The following is a 19053-nucleotide window of genomic DNA, read 5'->3' on the forward strand; positions in this document are numbered from 1 at the left end:
GTTACTGTGCTGTACGGCAAGTTAGATGGGCAGAGACACATCCGCCCTTCGACCAAGTCCGCACCTGCGGCCCCGCCGCCCCCTCCTCCATCCCCCGTCCCTAAATCCTTCCATCCCTAAATCCCCCCGTCCCTACTCCCTTTCTTTGAACCACACCCGCCCCCAACTCCTTTCCACTATTCCCCCCTAAATCTAAAATTTACCACTTATGGATCCCGCACACCCCAACAACGGCCAGTCCGATAACTCCGATATCATTCAGGAAGGCCGCAGCCACGGCCAGTCCGAAAACGAAAAGAACCAGGCCGACAACGGGAAGGTCTGGGAGGTCAATGAATCAAGCCGCAGTTGCCCCTTCCTGAGCGGGGCCCATTCCCTGGCCAGTGCCGGCAACTCCAACCGCGACTGGTGGCCCAACGCCCTGAACCTCGGCATCCTGCGCCAGAACTCCGAACTGGCCGACCCCATGGGGGAGGACTTCGATTACGCCAAGGAATTCGAGAGCCTCGATCTGGAGGCCGTAAAGCAGGACCTGCGCGACCTGATGACCAACTCCCAGGACTGGTGGCCGGCCGACTTCGGGCACTACGGACCCTTCTTCATCCGCATGGCCTGGCACAGCGCGGGTACCTACCGCATCGCCGACGGGCGGGGTGGTGCCGGCTCGGGGGGCCAACGCTTCGCCCCCCTCAACAGCTGGCCCGACAACGCCAACCTCGATAAGGCCCGCCTGCTGCTCTGGCCCATCAAGAAAAAGTACGGCCGCAAGATCAGCTGGGCCGACCTGATGGTGCTGACCGGTAACATGGCCCTGGAGACCATGGGCGTAAAGCCCTTCGGATTTGCCGGCGGCCGCGAGGACGTTTGGGAGCCCGAAAGCGACATCTACTGGGGCAAGGAATCTGAGTGGCTGGGGGATGAGCGCTACACCGGCGACCGCCAGCTCGAGAGCCCCCTGGCCGCGGTACAGATGGGACTGATCTACGTCAACCCCGAGGGACCGAATAGCAATCCCGATCCACTGGCCGCCGCCCGCGACATCCGCGAGACCTTCGGCCGCATGGCCATGAACGACGAGGAGACCGTCGCCCTGATCGCCGGCGGACACACCTTCGGTAAGGCCCACGGTGCCGCCGACCCCGAAAAGTACGTCGCCGCCGAGCCCGAAGGAGCCCCCATGGAGGCCATGAGCACGGGCTGGAATAGCAGCTACGAGACCGGCCACGGTGCCCATACCATCACCAGCGGACTGGAGGTGACCTGGACCCGTACGCCCACCCAGTGGAGCAACGACTACTTCGAGTTCTTATTCAAGTACGACTGGGAACTGTACAAAAGTCCCGCCGGTGCCTGGCAGTGGCGGCCGGAGAACGGCCAGGGTCAGGATCTGATCCCCGATGCCCACGACCCCAGTAAGAAGCACCACCCTACGATGTTCACCACCGACCTGGCGCTGCGCGTGGACCCCGCCTACGAGGCGATCTCGAAGCGGTTCCGCGACGATAATGAGGCCTTCAAGGACGCCTTCGCCCGGGCCTGGTACAAGCTGATGCACCGTGACATGGGCCCGATCAGTCGTCATCTGGGTCCCGACGTGCCGCAGGAGCAACTGCTCTGGCAGGATCCCCTCCCCGAGCGTGACTACGAACTCATCGACGATAGTGACGTAGCTACCCTAAAGCAAAAGATTGCCGATACCGGTCTGTCCGTACAGGAACTGGCCTACACCGCCTGGTCCTCAGCCGCTACCTTCCGTGGTTCCGATAAGCGGGGCGGCGCCAATGGTGCCCGTATTCGTTTTGCCCCCCAGGCCTACTGGGAGGTCAACAAGCCCAAGCAGCTCGGTAAAGTGCTCGATGCGCTTACGGGAGTACAGCGTGCCTTCAACGACGGGCAGTCGGGTGGTAAGCAAGTCGCGCTGGCCGATCTGATCGTGCTGGGTGGCAACGTAGCCATCGAACGGGCAGCTAAGGAGGCCGGCAAGGACCTTACCGTGCCCTTCTCCCCCGGTCGCGTCGATGCCCTGGAGGAGGAGACCGACACCGAGAGCTTCGAGGCCCTGGAGCCCTACGCCGACGGCTTCCGCAACTTCATCAGCAGCAGCAACCCCATCAACGCCACCGGCGAGGAGTTGCTGGTAGACCGCGCCCAACTGCTCACGCTCACCGCCCCCGAAATGACGGTACTGCTCGGCGGTATGCGGACCCTGGGGCTGAATTACGACGGCTCCAAGCACGGGGTCTTCACCGACCGGCCCGGCGTACTTACGCAGGACTTTTTCGAGCACGTCCTGGACCTCGGCACGAAGTGGTCGGCTGCGGACGATACGGAGACCACCTTCACTGGTAGGGACCGCCGTACGGGTGAGACCAGATACACCGGCACCCGCGCCGACCTGATCTTCGGCTCCAACTCGGAGCTGCGGGCGCTGGCGGAGGTGTATGCCGCCGACGATGCGCGGGACAAGTTCTACCGCGACTTCGTAGCTGCCTGGACGAAGGTGATGGATGCGGATCGCTTTGATCTGCGGAAGTAGCCTATAGAGTTGAAAGTACGGAAGCGGTGACTCAAGGATGGGTCACCGCTTTTTTATTGATCAGTCCCCTCCAGCCGGCGGGCACCGGCCTCGAGGGCTTCTACCAGGCGACCGGCATCCTCCTTATTTCCGGCGACCTTGCGAGTTTCTTCGGCAAGGGAGCGCAGGAGCGCGGAGACGGCCGCTCCGTCGATGGTGCCGGTGCTGAGGGCAGACTGTAGCGACTCCAGATCGCGTATCACCGGCTCGGTGCCCTCCTTGCCACGAAGGCGGTTGATCCAGATGCCGATGTTCTCGATGGCCATGTCGAGGGGCAGGGCCGTGAGGTCGCCGCCGTGCATTTCCGCGGACTCCAGGGTGGAGGCTACGGTGGCGGTGGGGTCGGGGTCGGTCATATCCCGGTCCTCGCTCTCTACGCGGTTTTCGTCGACTGTGGTGGCGTCGTTGTTGCCGGCGCAGGCGACGAAGAGGAGTGACCAAAGAAGCAGTGTGAAATATTTCATCAATAGGTAGTTTGGTGTGAGTTTCCAACTCCAAAACATAAATGTGGGTTTAGACCCCTACCTTAATTGCACACTGTGCCTCAATAAAAAAGCGGTCGCTCATTCCTGAGCAACCGCTTTTCTCATTGACGCTATAGCGTTGGTAATTAGTCTTCGTCGTCATCCGAGCCCTCTAGGCGCCAGCCGCCGGCCTCCAGTGCATAAGCCAGAATGGCTAGCCCCTGGTTGTCGCCGGCCAGTTCGCGAGTCTCTTCGGCAAGGGAAAACATGATCTCGGATACGCGTTCGCCGTCGATGTCGCTCGCCCCCAATTCGGTCTTCAGCATTTCCAGGTTTTCGATCATATCATTGGTACCGTCCATGCCGCGGAGCTCGGTGATCCAGGAGTCGATGTTCTTAATGGCGGTGGGTACCCCGAGTGTTGTGATGTCGGCGGCCTTCGCGCGTACGGCGGCCAGGGTTTGATCCAGTAGGCTTCTGGTAGCGAAGGCCCCGTCGGTCAGCTTTTCACCGCCGCTCTGTAGAGCCGACACGAGGGTCGACACTCCGGGGGCCGTGCCGGCTACCTGGCGGGTATCTTCGGCCAGGGTGATCAACAGCATACCGACGAGAGGACCGTTAATGGGTTGCTCACCCAACGCATCCTGTAGCTCTTCTAGGTTGCCGGTGACCTTGCTGGCATCCTCGTTGTCGTCGAGCTGATCGATCCAGGAGTCGATGTTGGCCACTGCGGCATCGGCGGGCAGGGCGGTAATGTCACCTCCGTTCGCCTGTACGGCGTCAACGGTAGACTGTACGGTAGCGGTACCGTCTTGGTCGGCCATCGCGCTGCTATCTACCGCATCGGGATCGGTGGTGGTTGCATCATTATTGCCAGCGCAGGCGGCCAGCAGTAGGGTGAGGGCTAAAAGTGTGAAGTATTTCATCATTTGTGGCTTATGTGTGCGCCTTACTAACTAGATCGCTCGTACTGGGTTCAAGCGGGCTTGCCCTCTCTCCATCCATACAGCACCTGCGCACCCGCCCAACTTTGCCGCCGGGCTGATCGTTGTACTGGACTATGGCGAATGAATGGACCGTCGGACAGAAGGATTCCGGACTAGAGGTGAAAACGGAATATGCCGTTGTGGTAGGCGTAGTGCTACGTAACCAAACGGAGGAGCAGGTCACTGAATACCTGGACGAGCTAGAGTTTTTGGCGGAGACCGCAGGTGCAACGACCGTGAAGCGGTTCATCCAGAAGCTTGACCACCCGGACAATCGCACCTTCGTGGGCAGTGGTAAGGCGAAGGAGATCGCCGACTACGTGGACCAGCACGAGGAGGTATCCATGGTGATCTTCGACGACGATCTGAGCGGGAAGCAGGTCAACATTTTGGAGGAGGAGATGAAGGTCAAGATCATCGACCGCTCCACACTGATCCTGGACATTTTTGCCCGGCGGGCGCAGACGGCACAGGCCAAAACGCAGGTCGAGCTGGCGCAGATGCAGTACCTGCTTCCCCGGCTACGCGGACTGTGGACGCACTTGGAGCGGCAACGCGGTGGTATCGGCATGCGGGGCCCCGGTGAGACGGAGATCGAGACCGACCGGCGGATCGTACGCGACAAGATCAGCAAGCTCAAAAAAGACCTCGAGAAGATCGATAAGCAGGCGGAGACGCGGCGTAAGGGGCGGGATACGATGGTGCGCGTGGCCCTGGTGGGCTACACCAACGTAGGCAAGTCGACGCTGATGAATCTGCTGACGAAGAGCGACGTGTTCGCCGAGGATAAGCTCTTCGCGACGCTGGATACGACGGTGCGCAAGGTGGCCTATGAGGGGGTACCCTTCCTGCTGACGGATACGGTCGGCTTCATCCGCAAACTGCCGCACCACCTGATCGAGTCGTTCCGCTCTACGCTCGATGAGGTGCGGGAGAGTGACGTGCTGCTGCACGTAGTGGACGTGGCGCACCCCCAGTACGACGACCAGATCCGTACGGTGCAGACGCTACTCAAGGAGATGCACTGCGAGGATAAGCCTACGCTACTGGTTTTTAATAAGATCGACCTCTTCCGGGAGCGCAACTACGACCTGTACCTGGATGAGGAGGGCCGGGAGGAAGTGGAGAGTGATCTGGTGAAAGGCCTACAGGGGGAGTTCGGACAGGAGGCGCTGCTGGTGAGTGCCGAGACGAAGGAAAATATTGATACGCTGCGAGAGCGGGTGACGGAGCTGGTGCGGGTGGAGTACCGGCAGACTTATCCTTATGTGGCTCAGGGCTGGTAAGTAGACTTCGCGTTGCGAAGGTAGACGCTCCGATAGCCCCGATAGCTATCGGGGGGGCTGGTTAGACCCTGCGGGGTAGACCGCTTCGCGGGTAGACGTCTTCGGCGGTAGGTGGGGGGGAACCTTTGTTGGGGGAGGGTGTTTTTTGGGTATGGCTGTAGGAAATAGCAAACTGACTTTGCCGGACTATCTCTTTTGGGACTTAGATGTCAGCAAGTTGGACCTTGATTATTCTTATCAATTGGTGATTGAGCGAGTCATTCAGCTCGGCACCTTACCGCAGTGGAGAGCCGCCCAACTGTATTATGGTAAAGATCGCTTTCTTGAGGTTGCAAAAAATAGTCGCCAGCTAAGTCAACGGGAACGGGACTTTACTAGCCTCTTTACGCAATCTGATTATAATGCTCCATCTAGACAAACGGGTACTCCTGCCAAAAACTAAGGAATTACTCTTTCGGCTGAGTGAAGATCCGGTCACAGATGCTTATCGCTTAGTGGGGGGTACTTCCCTGGCAATGCAGTACGGTCACCGTTTGTCGATTGACCTCGACTTTTTCACCCTACAAGAGTTTGATGCTGCCGAGTTGAATGCGGACTTACGGAATCGCTACGGTATGGTAGCACTGACGCTTACTCAGAACACTTTAATTGGGGTCATTGGTGACATCAAGGTTGACTTCATTCGACATCCTTACCCCTGGCTTACGGAACCTATTCGAGGGGATGCAATAGTACTAGCAACTGACTATGACATTGCAGCTATGAAACTCAATGCCATTGTCAACAGTGGTCAGCGCATCAAGGACTTCTACGACATCTATTTTCTACTGGAACATTTTACTATGGGCCAGATGATAGAGGCATACGAAACTAAATATGTCCCGGCCAATGGGATGCTTGCTGCCCGAGCAGTAGGTTACTTTGGAGATATTGATCCCGAACGTGAGCCGGTACAGATGGTCAAGTCATTACCCTTCGGCCGGGTACAAAAGCGCATTGAACAAGCCCTCATTCACTTTAATAAAACATTTTAATGCCCCACCCCGACTACCCCAGCTACGCCCATCTCCTCGTCAACTACTGCGTGAGCCTGCAACCGGGTGAGCGACTCTTTATTAGCTCGACGACGCTGGCCGAGGAGCTGGTGGATGAGGTGTACCGGGAGGCCGTGAAGGCGGGGGGACACTGTGAATTTACGCTGTCGACCAGGGGGCAGGCGGCGGCCCTGCGGGAATACGGCAGCGCCGAGCAGTTCGCCTTCGTGCCTACGCTCTACGCCCGGGCCATGAATGAATTCGAGGCCTATGTGTACATCTCGGCACCCTTCGACCTGCGGGAGCCGGAGGCGGCACCGGAACTGAAGGCGGCCAGAAGAAAGGCCATGCAGCCGCTGCACAATACCTATTTCGCGCGTACGGCCGACCGGCGGCTGAAGCGCACCATGTGCATTTTCCCCACCGAAGCCCTGGCGCGGGAAGCGAGCATGAGCCTGGAGGAGTATACCGACTTTGTATTCCGGGCCTGCAAGCTAGACCAGGATGACCCACGGGCGGCGTGGCTAGGGGTACGGAAGCGGCAGCAGGCGGTGGTCGATCATCTCAATAGTTGTACGACCTTTCGGTACACCAACGACCGCAGCGATATCAGCTTCACCACGCAGGGGCGGACCTGGATCAACAGCGACGGGCAGACCAATATGCCGAGCGGGGAGGTGTATACGAGTCCGGAAGAGGACTCGGTGAACGGGACGATCTACTTCGACTACCCGGCCATCCGCAACGGGCAGGAGGTGCGCGGGGTCACCCTGGAGGTAGAAGGAGGTGAGATACAGCGCTGGCGGGCGGAATCGGGGCAGGCCATACTAAACGAGACCTTTGCCATCGAGGGAACACGACGGTTCGGGGAGGCGGCCATCGGGACCAACTACGACATCGACCGCTTCTCGAAGCAGATCCTGTTCGATGAGAAGATCGGGGGTACGGTGCACATGGCTGTAGGACAGAGCTACGCCCAGGCGGGGGGCAAGAACGAGAGCGCCGTGCACTGGGACATGATCGCCAATATGCGGGAGGGGGGCAAGGTATACGCGGACGGGGAGGTGATCTACCGGGATGGGCGATTCGTAGACCATCTCTGGCCGACCGTATAGAAATCGGGCATACGATCGGTAGGACAATGGTCGTTTGACGGCGGGCCGACTTTTATCCCGGCCACTCGCCGTAAAAAGCTTATCTTTGGGATTGCCTTGTTTTTACCCTATTAGTACAGTGGGACCCCTTCTTTTGACTGAAACCTTTGCACCGTGAACGAAAACGTCGCCTTTTTAGAGCTGAAATACGGAAACATATACGGTGGTTACCCTAACTTCTACGCAATCTCAGAAATCGCCCTCCTGGTCTTCGAACGGGGGTCGAACAAGATCTTTCTGGAAAGCTGGATTAACCAGGCCAACGTCGATATCGTGGACGTCTACGCCGAGACCGATGATCTGGGCCACACCACCCGCCGCGTACGCGAGGTGCTCAACATGCGTACCAACCGCCGCTTTCCCTACCACGAGGACTTTCGCCTGAGCGAGAACGATCTGCAGTATGCCTTCCGCAACCTGCGCTCGACGAAGAATGCCATCCGCAACTTCCTCAATAAAAACCTCAACAAGTACCGCTTCCAGGACCTGATCGTGTTCGACGGCCGGCGCGACATCTTCCTCTGCGAGCGCAGCGGAGTGCGCTTCGACTGGGTCAATATCATCGACATCCAGAAGGACCTGAACCGGGAAACCGACTACCTCTTCAGCCTCAACAAGCTAGCCAAGGTGGTCAATTTCAATACCGACCGCTCCTACCTGCGCTCCAATAACCAGGAGTACTGGCTGCACCCCATCGCGGCGCGGCAGATCATCCCCGGCACGGCGGCCTTCGACGCGGCGCGGTTGCTGATGGTGTTCAATGAGTATACGATGTTCCACGACGACTTCCTGATCAAGGCAGCGATCCTGCTCAATAAGGTGAGCAAGCGGAAGGAGGAGGAGAAGGAACGGGCGGCGAAAGAGGAATAGACTGCCTTCGGCAGGTAGACGCCCCGATAGTTATCGGGGCTGGTTAGACCGCTGCGCGGGTAGACCGCCTTCGGCGGGTAGACGGTCAGCTCTAAAGGAGATAGAGGACGGTTAGGAGAAGTAGGAGGCTGATGCCAAGCCCTAATAAAAAAATATTGTAGGCTACCCGGAGGAGGTGGTACTTGCGGTCAATGGCGCGGCCGAAGCCGTGGAGGTCCTGGATGAGGTTGCCGTACAGCGCATCGGGGTCGAGGAGGGTGGCCTCCATGCGGCGGGTGAACTCGGCGCGGTCGAGCTTACTGACGGTGCCGTAGAAAGCCAGGTTATCGTCTTCGTCGGGGCGGGTGTGGGGGCGGGAGGAGATAAGGGCGTAGACCAGACTTACCAGGGCGCAGGTGATGAACACGACGACGGGCAGCAGGATCTCGGGGCGAGTCTGGGCCCAGTTGCGGTAACTGACGAAGGTAATGAGGGCACCGATCAGTAGGGCGTTGACGCTGACCATGATGGCGGCCTTCTGGTCGGCCATGCGCTTGAGCTGGATGTTATTGCGAAAAATGGTACGGAAGTAAGTCTGGGTCGCCTGACGGGTGGGGCCCTGCTCAATCTTTTCGAGGCTGTGGGGGGCGGTGGGGTCGATCGCTACGAGCGGTGTGGTACGGGCGAGTTTCTTTTCGAGGCGGTCTACGAGCTTCTGGAGGTCCAGTAGGACGGCGCTGTGGGTATGCTGGTAGCGGCGCCGCAGCTCGCCGTCGCGGAAGCGGGCCTGACGGAGCTCCGTAAGGTAGTGTGCCAGGGCATCCGTGCGGTTCATGCTTCGGCGGGGTCCCTGCCCGACGGCGAGGGCGTAGCGGTTTTCGAGCCAGGTGAGCTCAGCACCTTCTGCCCCACTGAGGAGACGCTGCGCTAACTGGGCGTCGTAGAGCACATCCGCTACCTCAGTCCGCATAGTGGAACTGCCGTTGGGAAGAACGGTGCCCAGCGTGAGCTGAAGGTTGAGGTAGTCGGGGCCGGTCCAGTCGCGAAACTCCTGGGCGACCTCATCCCAGTGGCGCAGCTCGCTGCCCGCACCCCAGTAGCGGCAGGCTTCGAGTAGGGCCATGGTGCGGGCCAGGTGGGGCAGGTCGGGGGAGACGCCCGGACGACGCAGCGCGATTTCGAGGGAGTGACCGGCTAAACTTAGCGCCCAGCTATCGTTGTGCAATACCAGAGCGCGGGGTAAGCGTTCGTAAGACATGAGCATGAACCGCTCTGCCTGTTCGGCCAGGTGGCTGAGGTGGAGGGCAGTGAAGCGGGCGGTGTTCATCGTGCTCGAAGGTAAGGGGTACGATACTTCTCGCCGTTAGCTTTGCACCTGTCCCGACTTAGCCGGGACCCTATTGACCACTATGCCTATGCGTCACGCCATATTACTCTCGGGGGCTTGCCTGCTGCTAGTAGGGTGTCTGAATACCATTGAAGTGGACGAGGTGCGCATCCGCGCCGAGTATGCCGTGCCGCTGGTGGATAGCCGTGTCAACCTCACGGAGCTGGTGGGGGAGGTCGACGAGCGGCTGCGCCTGACGGTGGATGCTGACGGACTGCTGCGCTTCAACTACACCGATACGGTGCCGGCGGTAACCAGCGACGAGGTCTTTGACGAATTGCGGGCCCTGGCACGCGGACTTCCCCTGCCCATCACTCAGCGACGGCAAGCCTACCCCTTTCCGGCACCGGAGGATACACGTCTGGATAGTCTGCGGGCGAAAGCCGGAATCTTCTCCTACAGCCTACCGAATCCCTACCCGCGAGCGGTGCGCATCGAACTGACGCTACCGGGTGTAACCCGCGACGGGGTACCTCTGCAAGTACGCGGAGAGCTACCTGCCTACGGGGGTAATGGTGACCAGCCTAAAATAACCAACGTGGACGCCCCCCTGGATTTTGCGGGTTACACCTTCGATCTAAGTGGGGGTGCACTGGTAGTCGAGTATGCGATCAACGGGCTGGATGGGGAAGAACTGGCTCCCGGGCGGGGTACGGTAGCGGCCTTTTCGGAGCTGCAGTTTGACCGCATCGACGGTTACTTCGGTAGGGCGCCCTATCCGGGGGTGAGTGACCGGCTGGCGATTGACTTTTTTGAGAACTACGAGGGGGGGGAGATCGACTTCGTAGAACCGCAGATTCGGGTGCGTATTCGCAATGGCTTTGGGGTACCGGCCCGGGCGGTAGTGGATGAATTGTACGTGGAGACGCTCTCCGGCGATACGGTGCGGGTGACCGGGCAGGTGGTTGAGGAGGGCTTCGATTTTGATTATCCCCGCGAGCCGGGGACGGTGGCCTTTACCACCTACATCATCGACGAGACCAATAGCAACCTCAAGGAATTACTAGCCGCCCGGCCCACGGCGCTCAACTACCGCATCAGCGCACTGATCAATCCCGAGGCGGACGAATCCATCACCGGCTACCTACTCGACACCAGCACCTACGCGGCCACCATCACGGTGGAGCTGCCCCTGTACGGTGCTACGGCTGACTTTCAGGTGAGGGATAGTTTTGCGGTAAATATTGGGACGCAATACCGGGAGGTGACGGCGGCTGAGTTTCGGATCACTACGGACAACGAGCTGCCCTTCGATCTCTCGCTCACCGGTACCTTCATCGACTCGCTGGGTAACGTGCTCGGCGACCTGACGGACGGGGAACTGCTGGTCATTCGGGCCAGTCCGGTCGATACGGCCGGCAACACCGCGGGGGCGGTACAGTCTACCACCGACATCCCCGTGGTGGGAGAGCGGCTGGTGCAACTGCGGGAGGCCAGTACGCTCGTGCTCGACATCACCTTCGCTACCACCGAGCAGGGTGCCCGGCCGGTGCGGGTGACCGACCGGCAAAACCTCCGCGTGCGCATCGGTGCCCGGCTTACCGTAAACGATCAATGATGCGGGCGCTACTTTCTATCGTACTCGGGCTAAGCCCGCTATGTACCGGCCTTACAGCACAAAATCTCACCGCTCCCCTACTGGCCGGTAGCTGGCAGAGCACCTACCATAATCCAGCCATGGTGCACTTTTTACCCCAGCGGGTGACACTTGGCCTTCCGGGTGTAGCCAACGACCTACGGCTACAGAACCTACAGTACGGCGATCTTTTCGTGGAGGAGAATGGGCGGCGCGTGCTGGACTTCATGGAGCTGGCCCGAGTAGCGAACGAACAGAACACGGTGCAGGACGTGTACGGTATCGAGACGCTGGGGCTGGCGGTGCAGGCCGGTCGCCTGGGCCTGAGCATCTACCACCGGCTACGGGCGCAGGGGGAAGCGGAATACGGCAGGGATTTGGTCGAGCTGGTCGCCCGGGGGAACGCCCCCTTTATCGGACAAACGGTGGAGTTGGCCCCACGCGGGCAGGTAATCAGTTTTCAGGAGGTGGGGCTGGGTGTAAGCTACGCGCTGAGTGATAAAATTGCCATCGGTGGCCGGCTGAAGTACCTGGCGGGGACTAGCAACATTCAAGTAGTGAATGGGGGGAGTTTGCGGCTGCGCACCGGAGCGGAGAACTACGCTCTTACCCTGGAGCAGGAGCTGACGGTCAATACGAGCAACGCGCTGGTGTACGAGAGCCTGGACTCCGTCTCCTTTGATTACAACCCCAGCCGGTTGGCGCTCGGCGATCTGGCTACCGGCAATACGGGACTTGCCTTCGACCTAGGCGTGGCCGTGAATTTGGACCGGCTGCGTCTCACCGCCTCGGTGGTGGACCTGGGGGCCAGTATCGATTGGCGAGACGATATCACTAGCCTACGCTTCACGGGCACCGATGTATTTACCGGGCTCGACTTACTGGAAAATCTACTGCGTGATACCGTGTCACTGGAAACGGCCGTGGATAGTCTGCTGCTGACTTACGAGCCAGAACGCAGTAGTGAAGGGTATACCACTGAAATCGGACCCAGCTTTTACGTAGGTGGCGAGTACGATATCACCGACGCATTCACGACGGGAGCCATGCTGGTACTGGAAGACCGCCTGGGTAAGCTTCAACCCGCAGTTGTATTTATGGGTCGCTATGCCATTACCGAGTGGCTCCGTATGGGCGTGAATGTGAATTATCGCGCGGACATCCGCACCAACGTAGGCCTCCACCTCTACGCCACACCGGGTAGGGTGCAGATTTTTGCGAGCTCCGACAAATTTATTACCCTGCTTTCTACCGGCAATACGAGCCTAGCGGGGGTTAGGCTGGGACTTGCCCTGGCGCTGGGTCAGCGGGCGGGCCCACTGGGGCGGAGCCGTTCATCTTTCGCATCTCTTCCCGAATATCGGTGAGCAGCTGAATGTCCTTCGGGGTAGGCACGGTCTTATCGCCCGCATCCTCGGCCTTGTCGCGCAGGGAGTTGATGAAGCGGATCACGATGAACAGCGTGAGGGCGATGATGAGAAAATCGATCATCGCCTCTAGGAACAGGCCGTATCCGATTACCACGCCGGGGTCGACGACTTCTCCGGCGGCATTGGTCTCCGGTGCCTTAAGCACCCAGGCCAGGTCGTGCATCTCAATACCGGCAGTAAGGAAGCCCAGCGGGGGGGAGATAACCTGCTTGACCAGTACGTCGACAATTTTGTTGAAGGCCGCACCGATCACGACGCCCACCGCCAGGTCGATCATGTTGCCCTTGACGGCAAATTTTTTGAATTCGGTCAGAAATCCAGCCATAGACTCAAATAGCGATTAGTGTATAAGCGCGGCGACTAATAAAGCCAACGCCGCCGCAAAAAGGATCAGGTGGTAAAACTCCGCCTGCGCCTCCTCCTGCCGCCCCAGCCAGAGCCCGAAGAGTAAGCCCAGCGGTACCATCAGCACCTGCGCACCCGCCGCCCGCACCGTAGCCATGCAGGCCACTACGGGTAGGGTAAACAGCAGCACCCAGTACGCGAACGATACGTTCTTACTACCCTCGATGTTGAGTAGCAGCCTACCGCGCTCGCTAGTCAGCAGCACGATCAGTAGGGGGAGCACCAGTAGGGCCAGACCACCCAGCACGTAGGGGGCCGCCGCGCCAAGTTGTAGCAGGCCGAAGCCACCCAGCTGCAGCGCGTACCAATCCAGAAAATCACCCCGCCAGTAGGCGTACGTACCCGCCAAAAAGTAAGCGATCACCACCCCGCCCAGCAACTGCCCGATCGCCCGCAGATCGGCCGTACGGAAGATGCTGATGCCCACGATGAAGCAGGGAATAAACAGCAGGTAAGCGGGCACTAGTAGGGAGGCCAGCCCCAGCCACCAGCCGGCGTTGAAGCGGGCCACCTCCATCGAACGGCCCTTGTAAGTGCTACTAAGCGCCCCAATTGCCAGCAGTAAGAACAGGTGGGTGAGTAACTGCGGATCGAAGAAGTGAAAGGCCGGGCAGAGCCCCCACACCAGCACCACCCCCAGGCCTGGGAACTGCGTCACGGTACGCGCAAAGCGGTAGCGGCTGCAGACGGCATTGGCCGCAATACCGGCTAGGGCCACCAGCACCGGAGGGGCCAGCGTGGCGAGCCAGTAGCTCCGACTTACCCCAGTCACCAACCAGCCGCCATAGTAGGTGTAGTCTTCCGTGACCACCGGTACGTCGAAGAAAAACACCGGCAGTTGCAGCAGCAGCGCGTAGCCGAACAGGAACAGGCTCGCGTACGACTGATTGGTGCGAAACAGCGACAACATCTCAGGGACGGAGCTGCCGCTCGGTCTCGGTGATCAGATCGACGGCCGTCGCGTAGGTCTCGCCCAGATCAGCGGCCGAGTCCTGCCCGGCGTAAAGGGCCATCTCGCAGCGGCCCAGCAAGCGGTCGTAGCGGTCAGTAAGGCCACTATGGGCCCCGGCCCCGGTAAGCACCTGCTGGATGTTGCTGCGGCTCAGGTCCGCTACCCGTAGCGAAAACCGGTCGCGTAGGTAAGTAAGTAGCGCCCCCTCCACGGCGTCGTAAAACTGCCGGGGCTCCACCTGCTGTAAGTGCACCCTGGCGTCCTTCAACCGGGCGGCGGCTACCTTACCGGCACGCTCGCGCAACACCAGGGCCGGATCGCGGGCATCCCGCTGCTGGCGGTAGCGGGTCCAGCTAATGAGGCCGCCCCCGAGTAGCAGAGGAAGTAGCACCAGAGCCCAGTACAGCGGCCGGGCGGCCAGGTTGCGCTCGATGCGGGGCCGGCCGGTCACCGGCGGGGCCGGTAGTAGGGTGAGCGCCTCTTCGGCCGTGGTAGCCGTGTCGATCGTATAGGTCTTCTGCCCGCTACCGCCCGTCACCACGACCTCAAAGGATTCGGGCACGAGCGACACGTACTGCTGGCTGTCCGTATTGAAGTAGGTCACCGTAGGTGCCACGGTGTAATTACCCTCCCGCTTCGGCACCAGTTGATACTCGAAGGTCTTGCGCCCGAACATGCCCGAGGGGCTATCCAAAAACTCCTCCTGCGTCACCTGCGGATCGTAGATATTCCAGTCGGCCTCATCCACCGGCGTGGGAGCCTCCAGTCGCTGTACGTCGCCCTGTCCCACCACCTGGAGCACCACCTTGAGGGCATCGTCGGTGGTCATGCGGTCGCGGTCGATCTGCACGTTCGCGGTGTAGGTACCCACCCCACCGCTAAAGCCCGCCGGCCGGGGCTGCGGTAGCTCCTGCACGTCAATGTAGACGGTATCGGAGTTGACGGGGATCTGCTCCGTATACCGGCGGGTGAAGCTGCTGTTGGTCCGCAGCCGCACCGCCCCGATGACCATCCGGTAGGGGTCGATCAGCAGCCGTCCGCTCTTGATGGGAAACAGCGCCAGGCTGGCCAGGGTACGCCGCTGGTATTCCCGCCCGCCCTCCATTACGCCCACCGGCGAGGCATCGAAGCGGCGGCGCGGGCGGGCGAAGAAGCCGTCGAGGTCCGGCTCCCGCACCATGTTGCGGGAGATGGGATTGACCGAGGCGTACAGGTTCAGGTTCAGGATGATCTGCTGGCCCACGTAGGCCCGGTCGGTCGAGACTTCTACCCGCAGGAAATTTTCCGGCGCGGCGGTCAGGGCGTTATCATCTACCTCCAGCACCTCCACGCTTTTGGAGTTGGCGCGGTAGGTACGGCCGGCGGCCCGTACCGTGGCGGCCCCTACGGTCAGGGTGCCGGTGCGCTTCGGCTGCAACATCCAGGACAGGGTCATCTGACTGGTCGCCACCCCGTTGACAATGGTGGTACCGATGGAGCGGTTCGGCCCCTGTAGCACCTCGAAGTCCTTGAATTCCGGTGGCGTGAGCTGCTCCCCCTGGGCGTTGCGCAGCGTCAGGTTGTACTCGACGGTGCTGTTCTTCAGCATCCGCTCCTTGCTGAGCTCGGCGGTAAAGGTGATGTCCTGGTGCTGCTGGGCCAGTAGCAGCCCGCTCACCCGTAGTAAGAGTATGACGAGTAGCCCCGCGCGCATCACCACCCCTTCGTTCCGGTACAGCCCTCACGGTCGGCCTGCCGTAGGCGGCTCAGCGTCCGTTTTTCTTCCTCGGCGGCGATGCCCAATTGGCGTTCAGCTTCTTCCTGGCTCATCTGGGGGTTGGCGCCGGCGTTGGCGGTCGATTCTCCGGGCGTCTCCTGCTGGTTCTTGGCGGACTGCTGGTCCTCAGGATTGCCGTCTCCATCCTGGGGCTGTTGCTGGGCGTCTTGCTGCTGCTGCTCGCCGCTCTCTCCGTTCTGGCCCTGCCCCTGTTGCTGTTGTTGCTGCTGACCGTCCTGCTGCTCCTGGTCCTGCTGATTTTGCTGGTCCTGCTGCTGCTGTTGTTGCTGCTGCTGTTCTTGGAGGTCGCGGATCGCCTTGGTCAGGTTATACTTCGTGTCCTTATCGTCGGGGGTGATACGCAGACTATTCTTATAGGCTTCCACGGCCTGCTCGTAGTTTTCCTGGCGGTAGTAGCTGTCTCCCAGGTTGCGGTAGGCGCGCGCGCGTACGTCGGGGTTTTCGGCCAGTCCGGCAGCCTCCTCGTAGCGTTTGGCGGCCTCGGCGTACTCCCCGTTTTCGTACAAGGCGTTGCCGAGGTTGTAGTTGCCCTTGGCGCTGTTGTCGGCGGTCACGGCATCGGCGTATTCCTGTTCGGCCTGGGCGTAGTTCTTGTCGCGGTAGGCCTGGTCCCCGCGGCGCAGGGCCCGGTGTGCTTCCTGGGCGTGCAGGAGGGCGGGGCCGCAGGTGCAGAGTAGGAGAAAGAGGGCAGTGAAGATGGGCTGGCGCATGGGTACTGCGAAGGTACGGTGGGGATGGGGGATGCCCAACGCTGCGCGCTGGGTCAAGTGAGGGGGACCCCGCTGGGGTCGGGTGTGCCGGTGAGGTCCTCGCTCAGGAAGGCCCGCACCAGCCCCTCCAGTTCCCCCGGCCGCTCTGCATGCACCCAGTGCCCCGCCCTGGCCACCGTAGTCAGTCGTGCCTGGGGAAAAAGGATGAGTACCCCCGGCCAGTCGTTGTCCCGGACGTAGTCGCTCTTGCCACCCCGCACAAATAGCACCGGGCCAGGGTAGATCTGCCCCATGGTCCCGATCGGTGCGATCAACTGCTCGTAGTCGCGGTCTAATACTTCCAGGTTCATGCGCCAGCGGAAGCCGGCGTCGTCGCGGCGGGTCAGGTTTTTGAGGAGGAACTGCCGTACGCCAGCGTCGGCCATATGGGGCTGCATAGCAGCATCAGCCTCGCTACGGTCGCCGAGGGTAGCAGGATCGAGGGCGTGCAGGGCGGCAAAGACATCGTCGTGGCCGCGCCCATACTGCCGGGGGGCCATATCGACCACAATGAGCTTACTGACCAGTGTGGGATAGGACAGCGCCGCCTGCATCGCCACCTTGCCGCCCATGCTGTGCCCCAGTAGGTGGCAGCGGTCGATAGCGAGGGTTTCAAGGAGCTCCGCGATGTCCTGCGCCATGAGGGGGTAGGTCATCTCCTCGGCGTGGGGGGAGCGGCCGTGGTTGCGGAGGTCAACGAGCACGACGGTGTAGTCGGTGGCCCAGCGGCGGGCTAGGGTCTGCCAGTTGTCGAGGTTGCCGAATAGGCCGTGGAGGATGACTAGGTGGGGGCCGGTGGTTCCGTAGGTTTTGTAGTTAAGCTGCATGTATTGCTTCCTAGCGCAGCCGGAGGCTGCATTTTGCTGGCGCGGTCAGAGACCGCATTGTACTTACTCGCCGCCCTCCGTAGCCTCTTCCGCGGGCTTGACCGAGTGGCCATTGGCGGACTGGGTAGTGATGAGGCGGTCCAGGCCCTTGCCTCCACGGATCCAGAGGTCGCGCTGGGGGAAGGGAATCTCGACGCCGCGCTCGCGGAACATCTTATCAATGGCAAAGCGTACGTCACTCTTGATGTCCTCGATGCGAATGAGGTCGCGCGACCAGAAGAGGACGTCAAAGTCGAGCGAGGAATTACCGAAATCGAGGAAGCGCACAATGGGTTTCGGGGTCTTGAGGATGCGGGCGTGCTCGTCCACTACCTTGAAGAGAATCTCGCGCACCAGCTCGGTATCGGAGCCGTAAGCCACGCCCACCTTGACGTGGAAGCGGGCCTTACGCTCCACGTGGCTCCAGTTGACGACATTCTCGCCGATGAGCTTGGAGTTGGGCACGAAGATGATGATGTCGTCGCGGGTCTCGACCGTAGCCGTGCGCGCGCCGATCTTGCGTACCGTACCCACCTCATGATCGGCCACCTCCACCACGTCGCCCACCATGACGCTGCGCTCGAAGAGGATGATGACGCCGCAGATCAGGTCGTTGAAGGTCTGCTGTAGCCCAATGCCGATACCCACCAACAGTGCCGCCGCACCGGTCCAGAGCACCAGCAGGTCAAAGCCCGCCGCCTGCAGCACCAGCAGCACGCCCACCACGTAGACGAAGTAGGTAATGAGTCGATTGATGGCGTACTGGCTGCCCGGGTCTACCTTCGAGCGGCGGTAGTAGGTGCCCAGGACCAGGTTGGTGATGGTCATAAGCAACAGTCGCAGGAAGAGGAAGATGGCCGTGGCCTGGGCCAGATTACCCAGCGTAATCAGGATGGCGTCCTCATTGATTGGCTCGCTGAAGGGATAGAGCACGTAACTGCTCAGGCCCGTGTCTTCCAGGATGATCAGGATGGCCAGGGTATACATCAGCGGGCGCACGGCCCGAAAGCGCTCGGTGGTGTCCCGCTCCGCGTCCCGGGCCTGCTGCGTGACCGTGTTCTGCAGGTGCGTACGGTGGTAGCGCTGCACCAGTAGCTCCTCAATCAAGATGTCGAGCACGTTGGCTACGATGAAGGCCAGCAGCGCCTTGACGAGCGTACTGATGCGGATGGTCAGGTACACCGGGGGGCCATCTTCGGTCGAGGCCTGCTGAATGGGCTCGTCGATGAATGTAATGTCGATGTGGAGAATGCGCAGGATAGCAATAACCAGCAGGCTCACCAGCGAGAAGCGGATGACGGCCCGTACCCGGTTGCGGTTCTTCTCTGACACCGACTCGCGGCCGTAGTACCAGGGCAGCACCTTGCGCAGCAACAGGAAATTTGCCCCCAGCAGTAGAAAACTGGCCAGTCCGATCAGCAGGAGCTGATAGGCCGTGACCGTAAAGCCATTCACGTTGAGCAAGAGGATGTCCCGTAGTCTATCCATGGTCTGGTTAAAGTAAGCCCTCTTTTCCGCACGGGCGTACAACCCCGCGGCACCGCAGCCGTTGGCCCCAGCAAA

Annotated in this window: 17 protein-coding genes; 8 read left to right on the plus strand and 9 right to left on the minus strand. The window is 60.6% G+C overall.

Annotated features, from left to right (window positions below; translation table 11 throughout):
* Positions 1–208: 208 nt before the first annotated feature.
* The gene (gene katG, locus ACOOHD_RS14185; RefSeq protein ID WP_420458537.1) at positions 209–2536 is read left to right on the plus strand and encodes a catalase/peroxidase HPI; all 2328 of its coding nucleotides are present in this window, start codon (positions 209–211) and stop codon (positions 2534–2536) included.
* A 53-nt stretch (positions 2537–2589) separates the two neighbouring features.
* On the opposite strand, the gene ACOOHD_RS14190 is transcribed toward katG, so the two are convergent.
* Positions 2590–3039, minus strand: a complete 450-nt coding sequence (locus ACOOHD_RS14190; protein ID WP_420458538.1) for a hypothetical protein — start codon at positions 3037–3039, stop codon at positions 2590–2592.
* A 146-nt stretch (positions 3040–3185) separates the two neighbouring features.
* A complete protein-coding gene (locus tag ACOOHD_RS14195) occupies positions 3186–3968 on the minus strand; it encodes a hypothetical protein (RefSeq protein WP_420458539.1) in 783 nt (260 codons plus the stop codon).
* Positions 3969–4099: 131 nt separating this feature from the next.
* On the opposite strand from ACOOHD_RS14195, the gene hflX reads away from it, so the two are divergent.
* The 5 genes from hflX to ACOOHD_RS14220 all read left to right on the plus strand — a co-directional run bounded on the left by hflX (position 4100) and on the right by ACOOHD_RS14220 (position 8369).
* Positions 4100–5311: a GTPase HflX gene (gene hflX / locus ACOOHD_RS14200; RefSeq protein WP_420458540.1), complete on the plus strand. Its 1212-nt coding sequence runs from the start codon at positions 4100–4102 to the stop codon at positions 5309–5311.
* Between the two features lie 151 nt (positions 5312–5462).
* Positions 5463–5753, plus strand: coding sequence for a DUF6922 domain-containing protein (locus tag ACOOHD_RS14205; protein ID WP_420458541.1), 291 nt, complete (start codon positions 5463–5465; stop codon positions 5751–5753).
* Positions 5713–6345 (plus strand): nucleotidyl transferase AbiEii/AbiGii toxin family protein, encoded by a 633-nt coding sequence (locus ACOOHD_RS14210; protein WP_420458542.1) that lies wholly within the window; start codon positions 5713–5715, stop codon positions 6343–6345. The genes ACOOHD_RS14205 and ACOOHD_RS14210 overlap by 41 nt, the downstream gene beginning before the upstream one ends.
* A complete protein-coding gene (locus tag ACOOHD_RS14215; protein ID WP_420458543.1) occupies positions 6345–7460 on the plus strand; it encodes an aminopeptidase in 1116 nt (371 codons plus the stop codon). Before ACOOHD_RS14210 ends, ACOOHD_RS14215 begins: the two co-directional genes overlap by 1 nt.
* 153 nt (positions 7461–7613) lie before the next feature.
* Complete coding sequence (locus ACOOHD_RS14220) at positions 7614–8369, plus strand: hypothetical protein (RefSeq protein ID WP_420458544.1); 756 nt, start codon at positions 7614–7616, stop codon at positions 8367–8369.
* Positions 8370–8460: 91 nt separating this feature from the next.
* Here ACOOHD_RS14220 and ACOOHD_RS14225 read toward each other — a convergent pair whose 3' ends face one another.
* The gene (locus tag ACOOHD_RS14225; RefSeq protein WP_420458545.1) at positions 8461–9675 is read right to left on the minus strand and encodes a Pycsar system effector family protein; all 1215 of its coding nucleotides are present in this window, start codon (positions 9673–9675) and stop codon (positions 8461–8463) included.
* An 88-nt stretch (positions 9676–9763) separates the two neighbouring features.
* Between ACOOHD_RS14225 and ACOOHD_RS14230 the strand changes: the two genes are divergently transcribed.
* Together ACOOHD_RS14230 and ACOOHD_RS14235 are read left to right on the plus strand one after the other, a co-directional pair.
* Positions 9764–11293, plus strand: coding sequence for a hypothetical protein (locus ACOOHD_RS14230; protein WP_420458546.1), 1530 nt, complete (start codon positions 9764–9766; stop codon positions 11291–11293).
* A complete protein-coding gene (locus tag ACOOHD_RS14235; RefSeq protein WP_420458547.1) occupies positions 11290–12678 on the plus strand; it encodes a DUF5723 family protein in 1389 nt (462 codons plus the stop codon). The genes ACOOHD_RS14230 and ACOOHD_RS14235 overlap by 4 nt, the downstream gene beginning before the upstream one ends.
* Here the strand turns inward: ACOOHD_RS14235 and mscL are convergent.
* The 6 genes from mscL to ACOOHD_RS14265 all read right to left on the minus strand — a co-directional run bounded on the left by mscL (position 12587) and on the right by ACOOHD_RS14265 (position 18978).
* Entirely contained in the window at positions 12587–13066 is a 480-nt protein-coding gene (gene mscL, locus ACOOHD_RS14240; RefSeq protein ID WP_420458548.1) for a large-conductance mechanosensitive channel protein MscL, read from the minus strand. The genes ACOOHD_RS14235 and mscL overlap by 92 nt on opposite strands.
* A 15-nt stretch (positions 13067–13081) precedes the next feature.
* The gene (locus ACOOHD_RS14245) at positions 13082–14056 is read right to left on the minus strand and encodes a hypothetical protein (protein ID WP_420458549.1); all 975 of its coding nucleotides are present in this window, start codon (positions 14054–14056) and stop codon (positions 13082–13084) included.
* Between the two features lies 1 nt (position 14057).
* A complete protein-coding gene (locus ACOOHD_RS14250; protein ID WP_420458550.1) occupies positions 14058–15755 on the minus strand; it encodes a BatD family protein in 1698 nt (565 codons plus the stop codon).
* A 35-nt stretch (positions 15756–15790) separates the two neighbouring features.
* Positions 15791–16585, minus strand: coding sequence for a tetratricopeptide repeat protein (locus ACOOHD_RS14255; RefSeq protein WP_420458551.1), 795 nt, complete (start codon positions 16583–16585; stop codon positions 15791–15793).
* Positions 16586–16638: 53 nt separating this feature from the next.
* Entirely contained in the window at positions 16639–17451 is an 813-nt protein-coding gene (locus ACOOHD_RS14260) for an alpha/beta fold hydrolase (RefSeq protein WP_420458552.1), read from the minus strand.
* Positions 17452–17514: 63 nt separating this feature from the next.
* Positions 17515–18978: a mechanosensitive ion channel family protein gene (locus ACOOHD_RS14265; RefSeq protein ID WP_420458553.1), complete on the minus strand. Its 1464-nt coding sequence runs from the start codon at positions 18976–18978 to the stop codon at positions 17515–17517.
* Between the last annotated feature and the right edge of the window lie 75 nt (positions 18979–19053).

This window comes from Neolewinella sp. (assembly GCF_965214665.1).
Lineage (GTDB): Bacteria > Bacteroidota > Bacteroidia > Chitinophagales > Saprospiraceae > Neolewinella.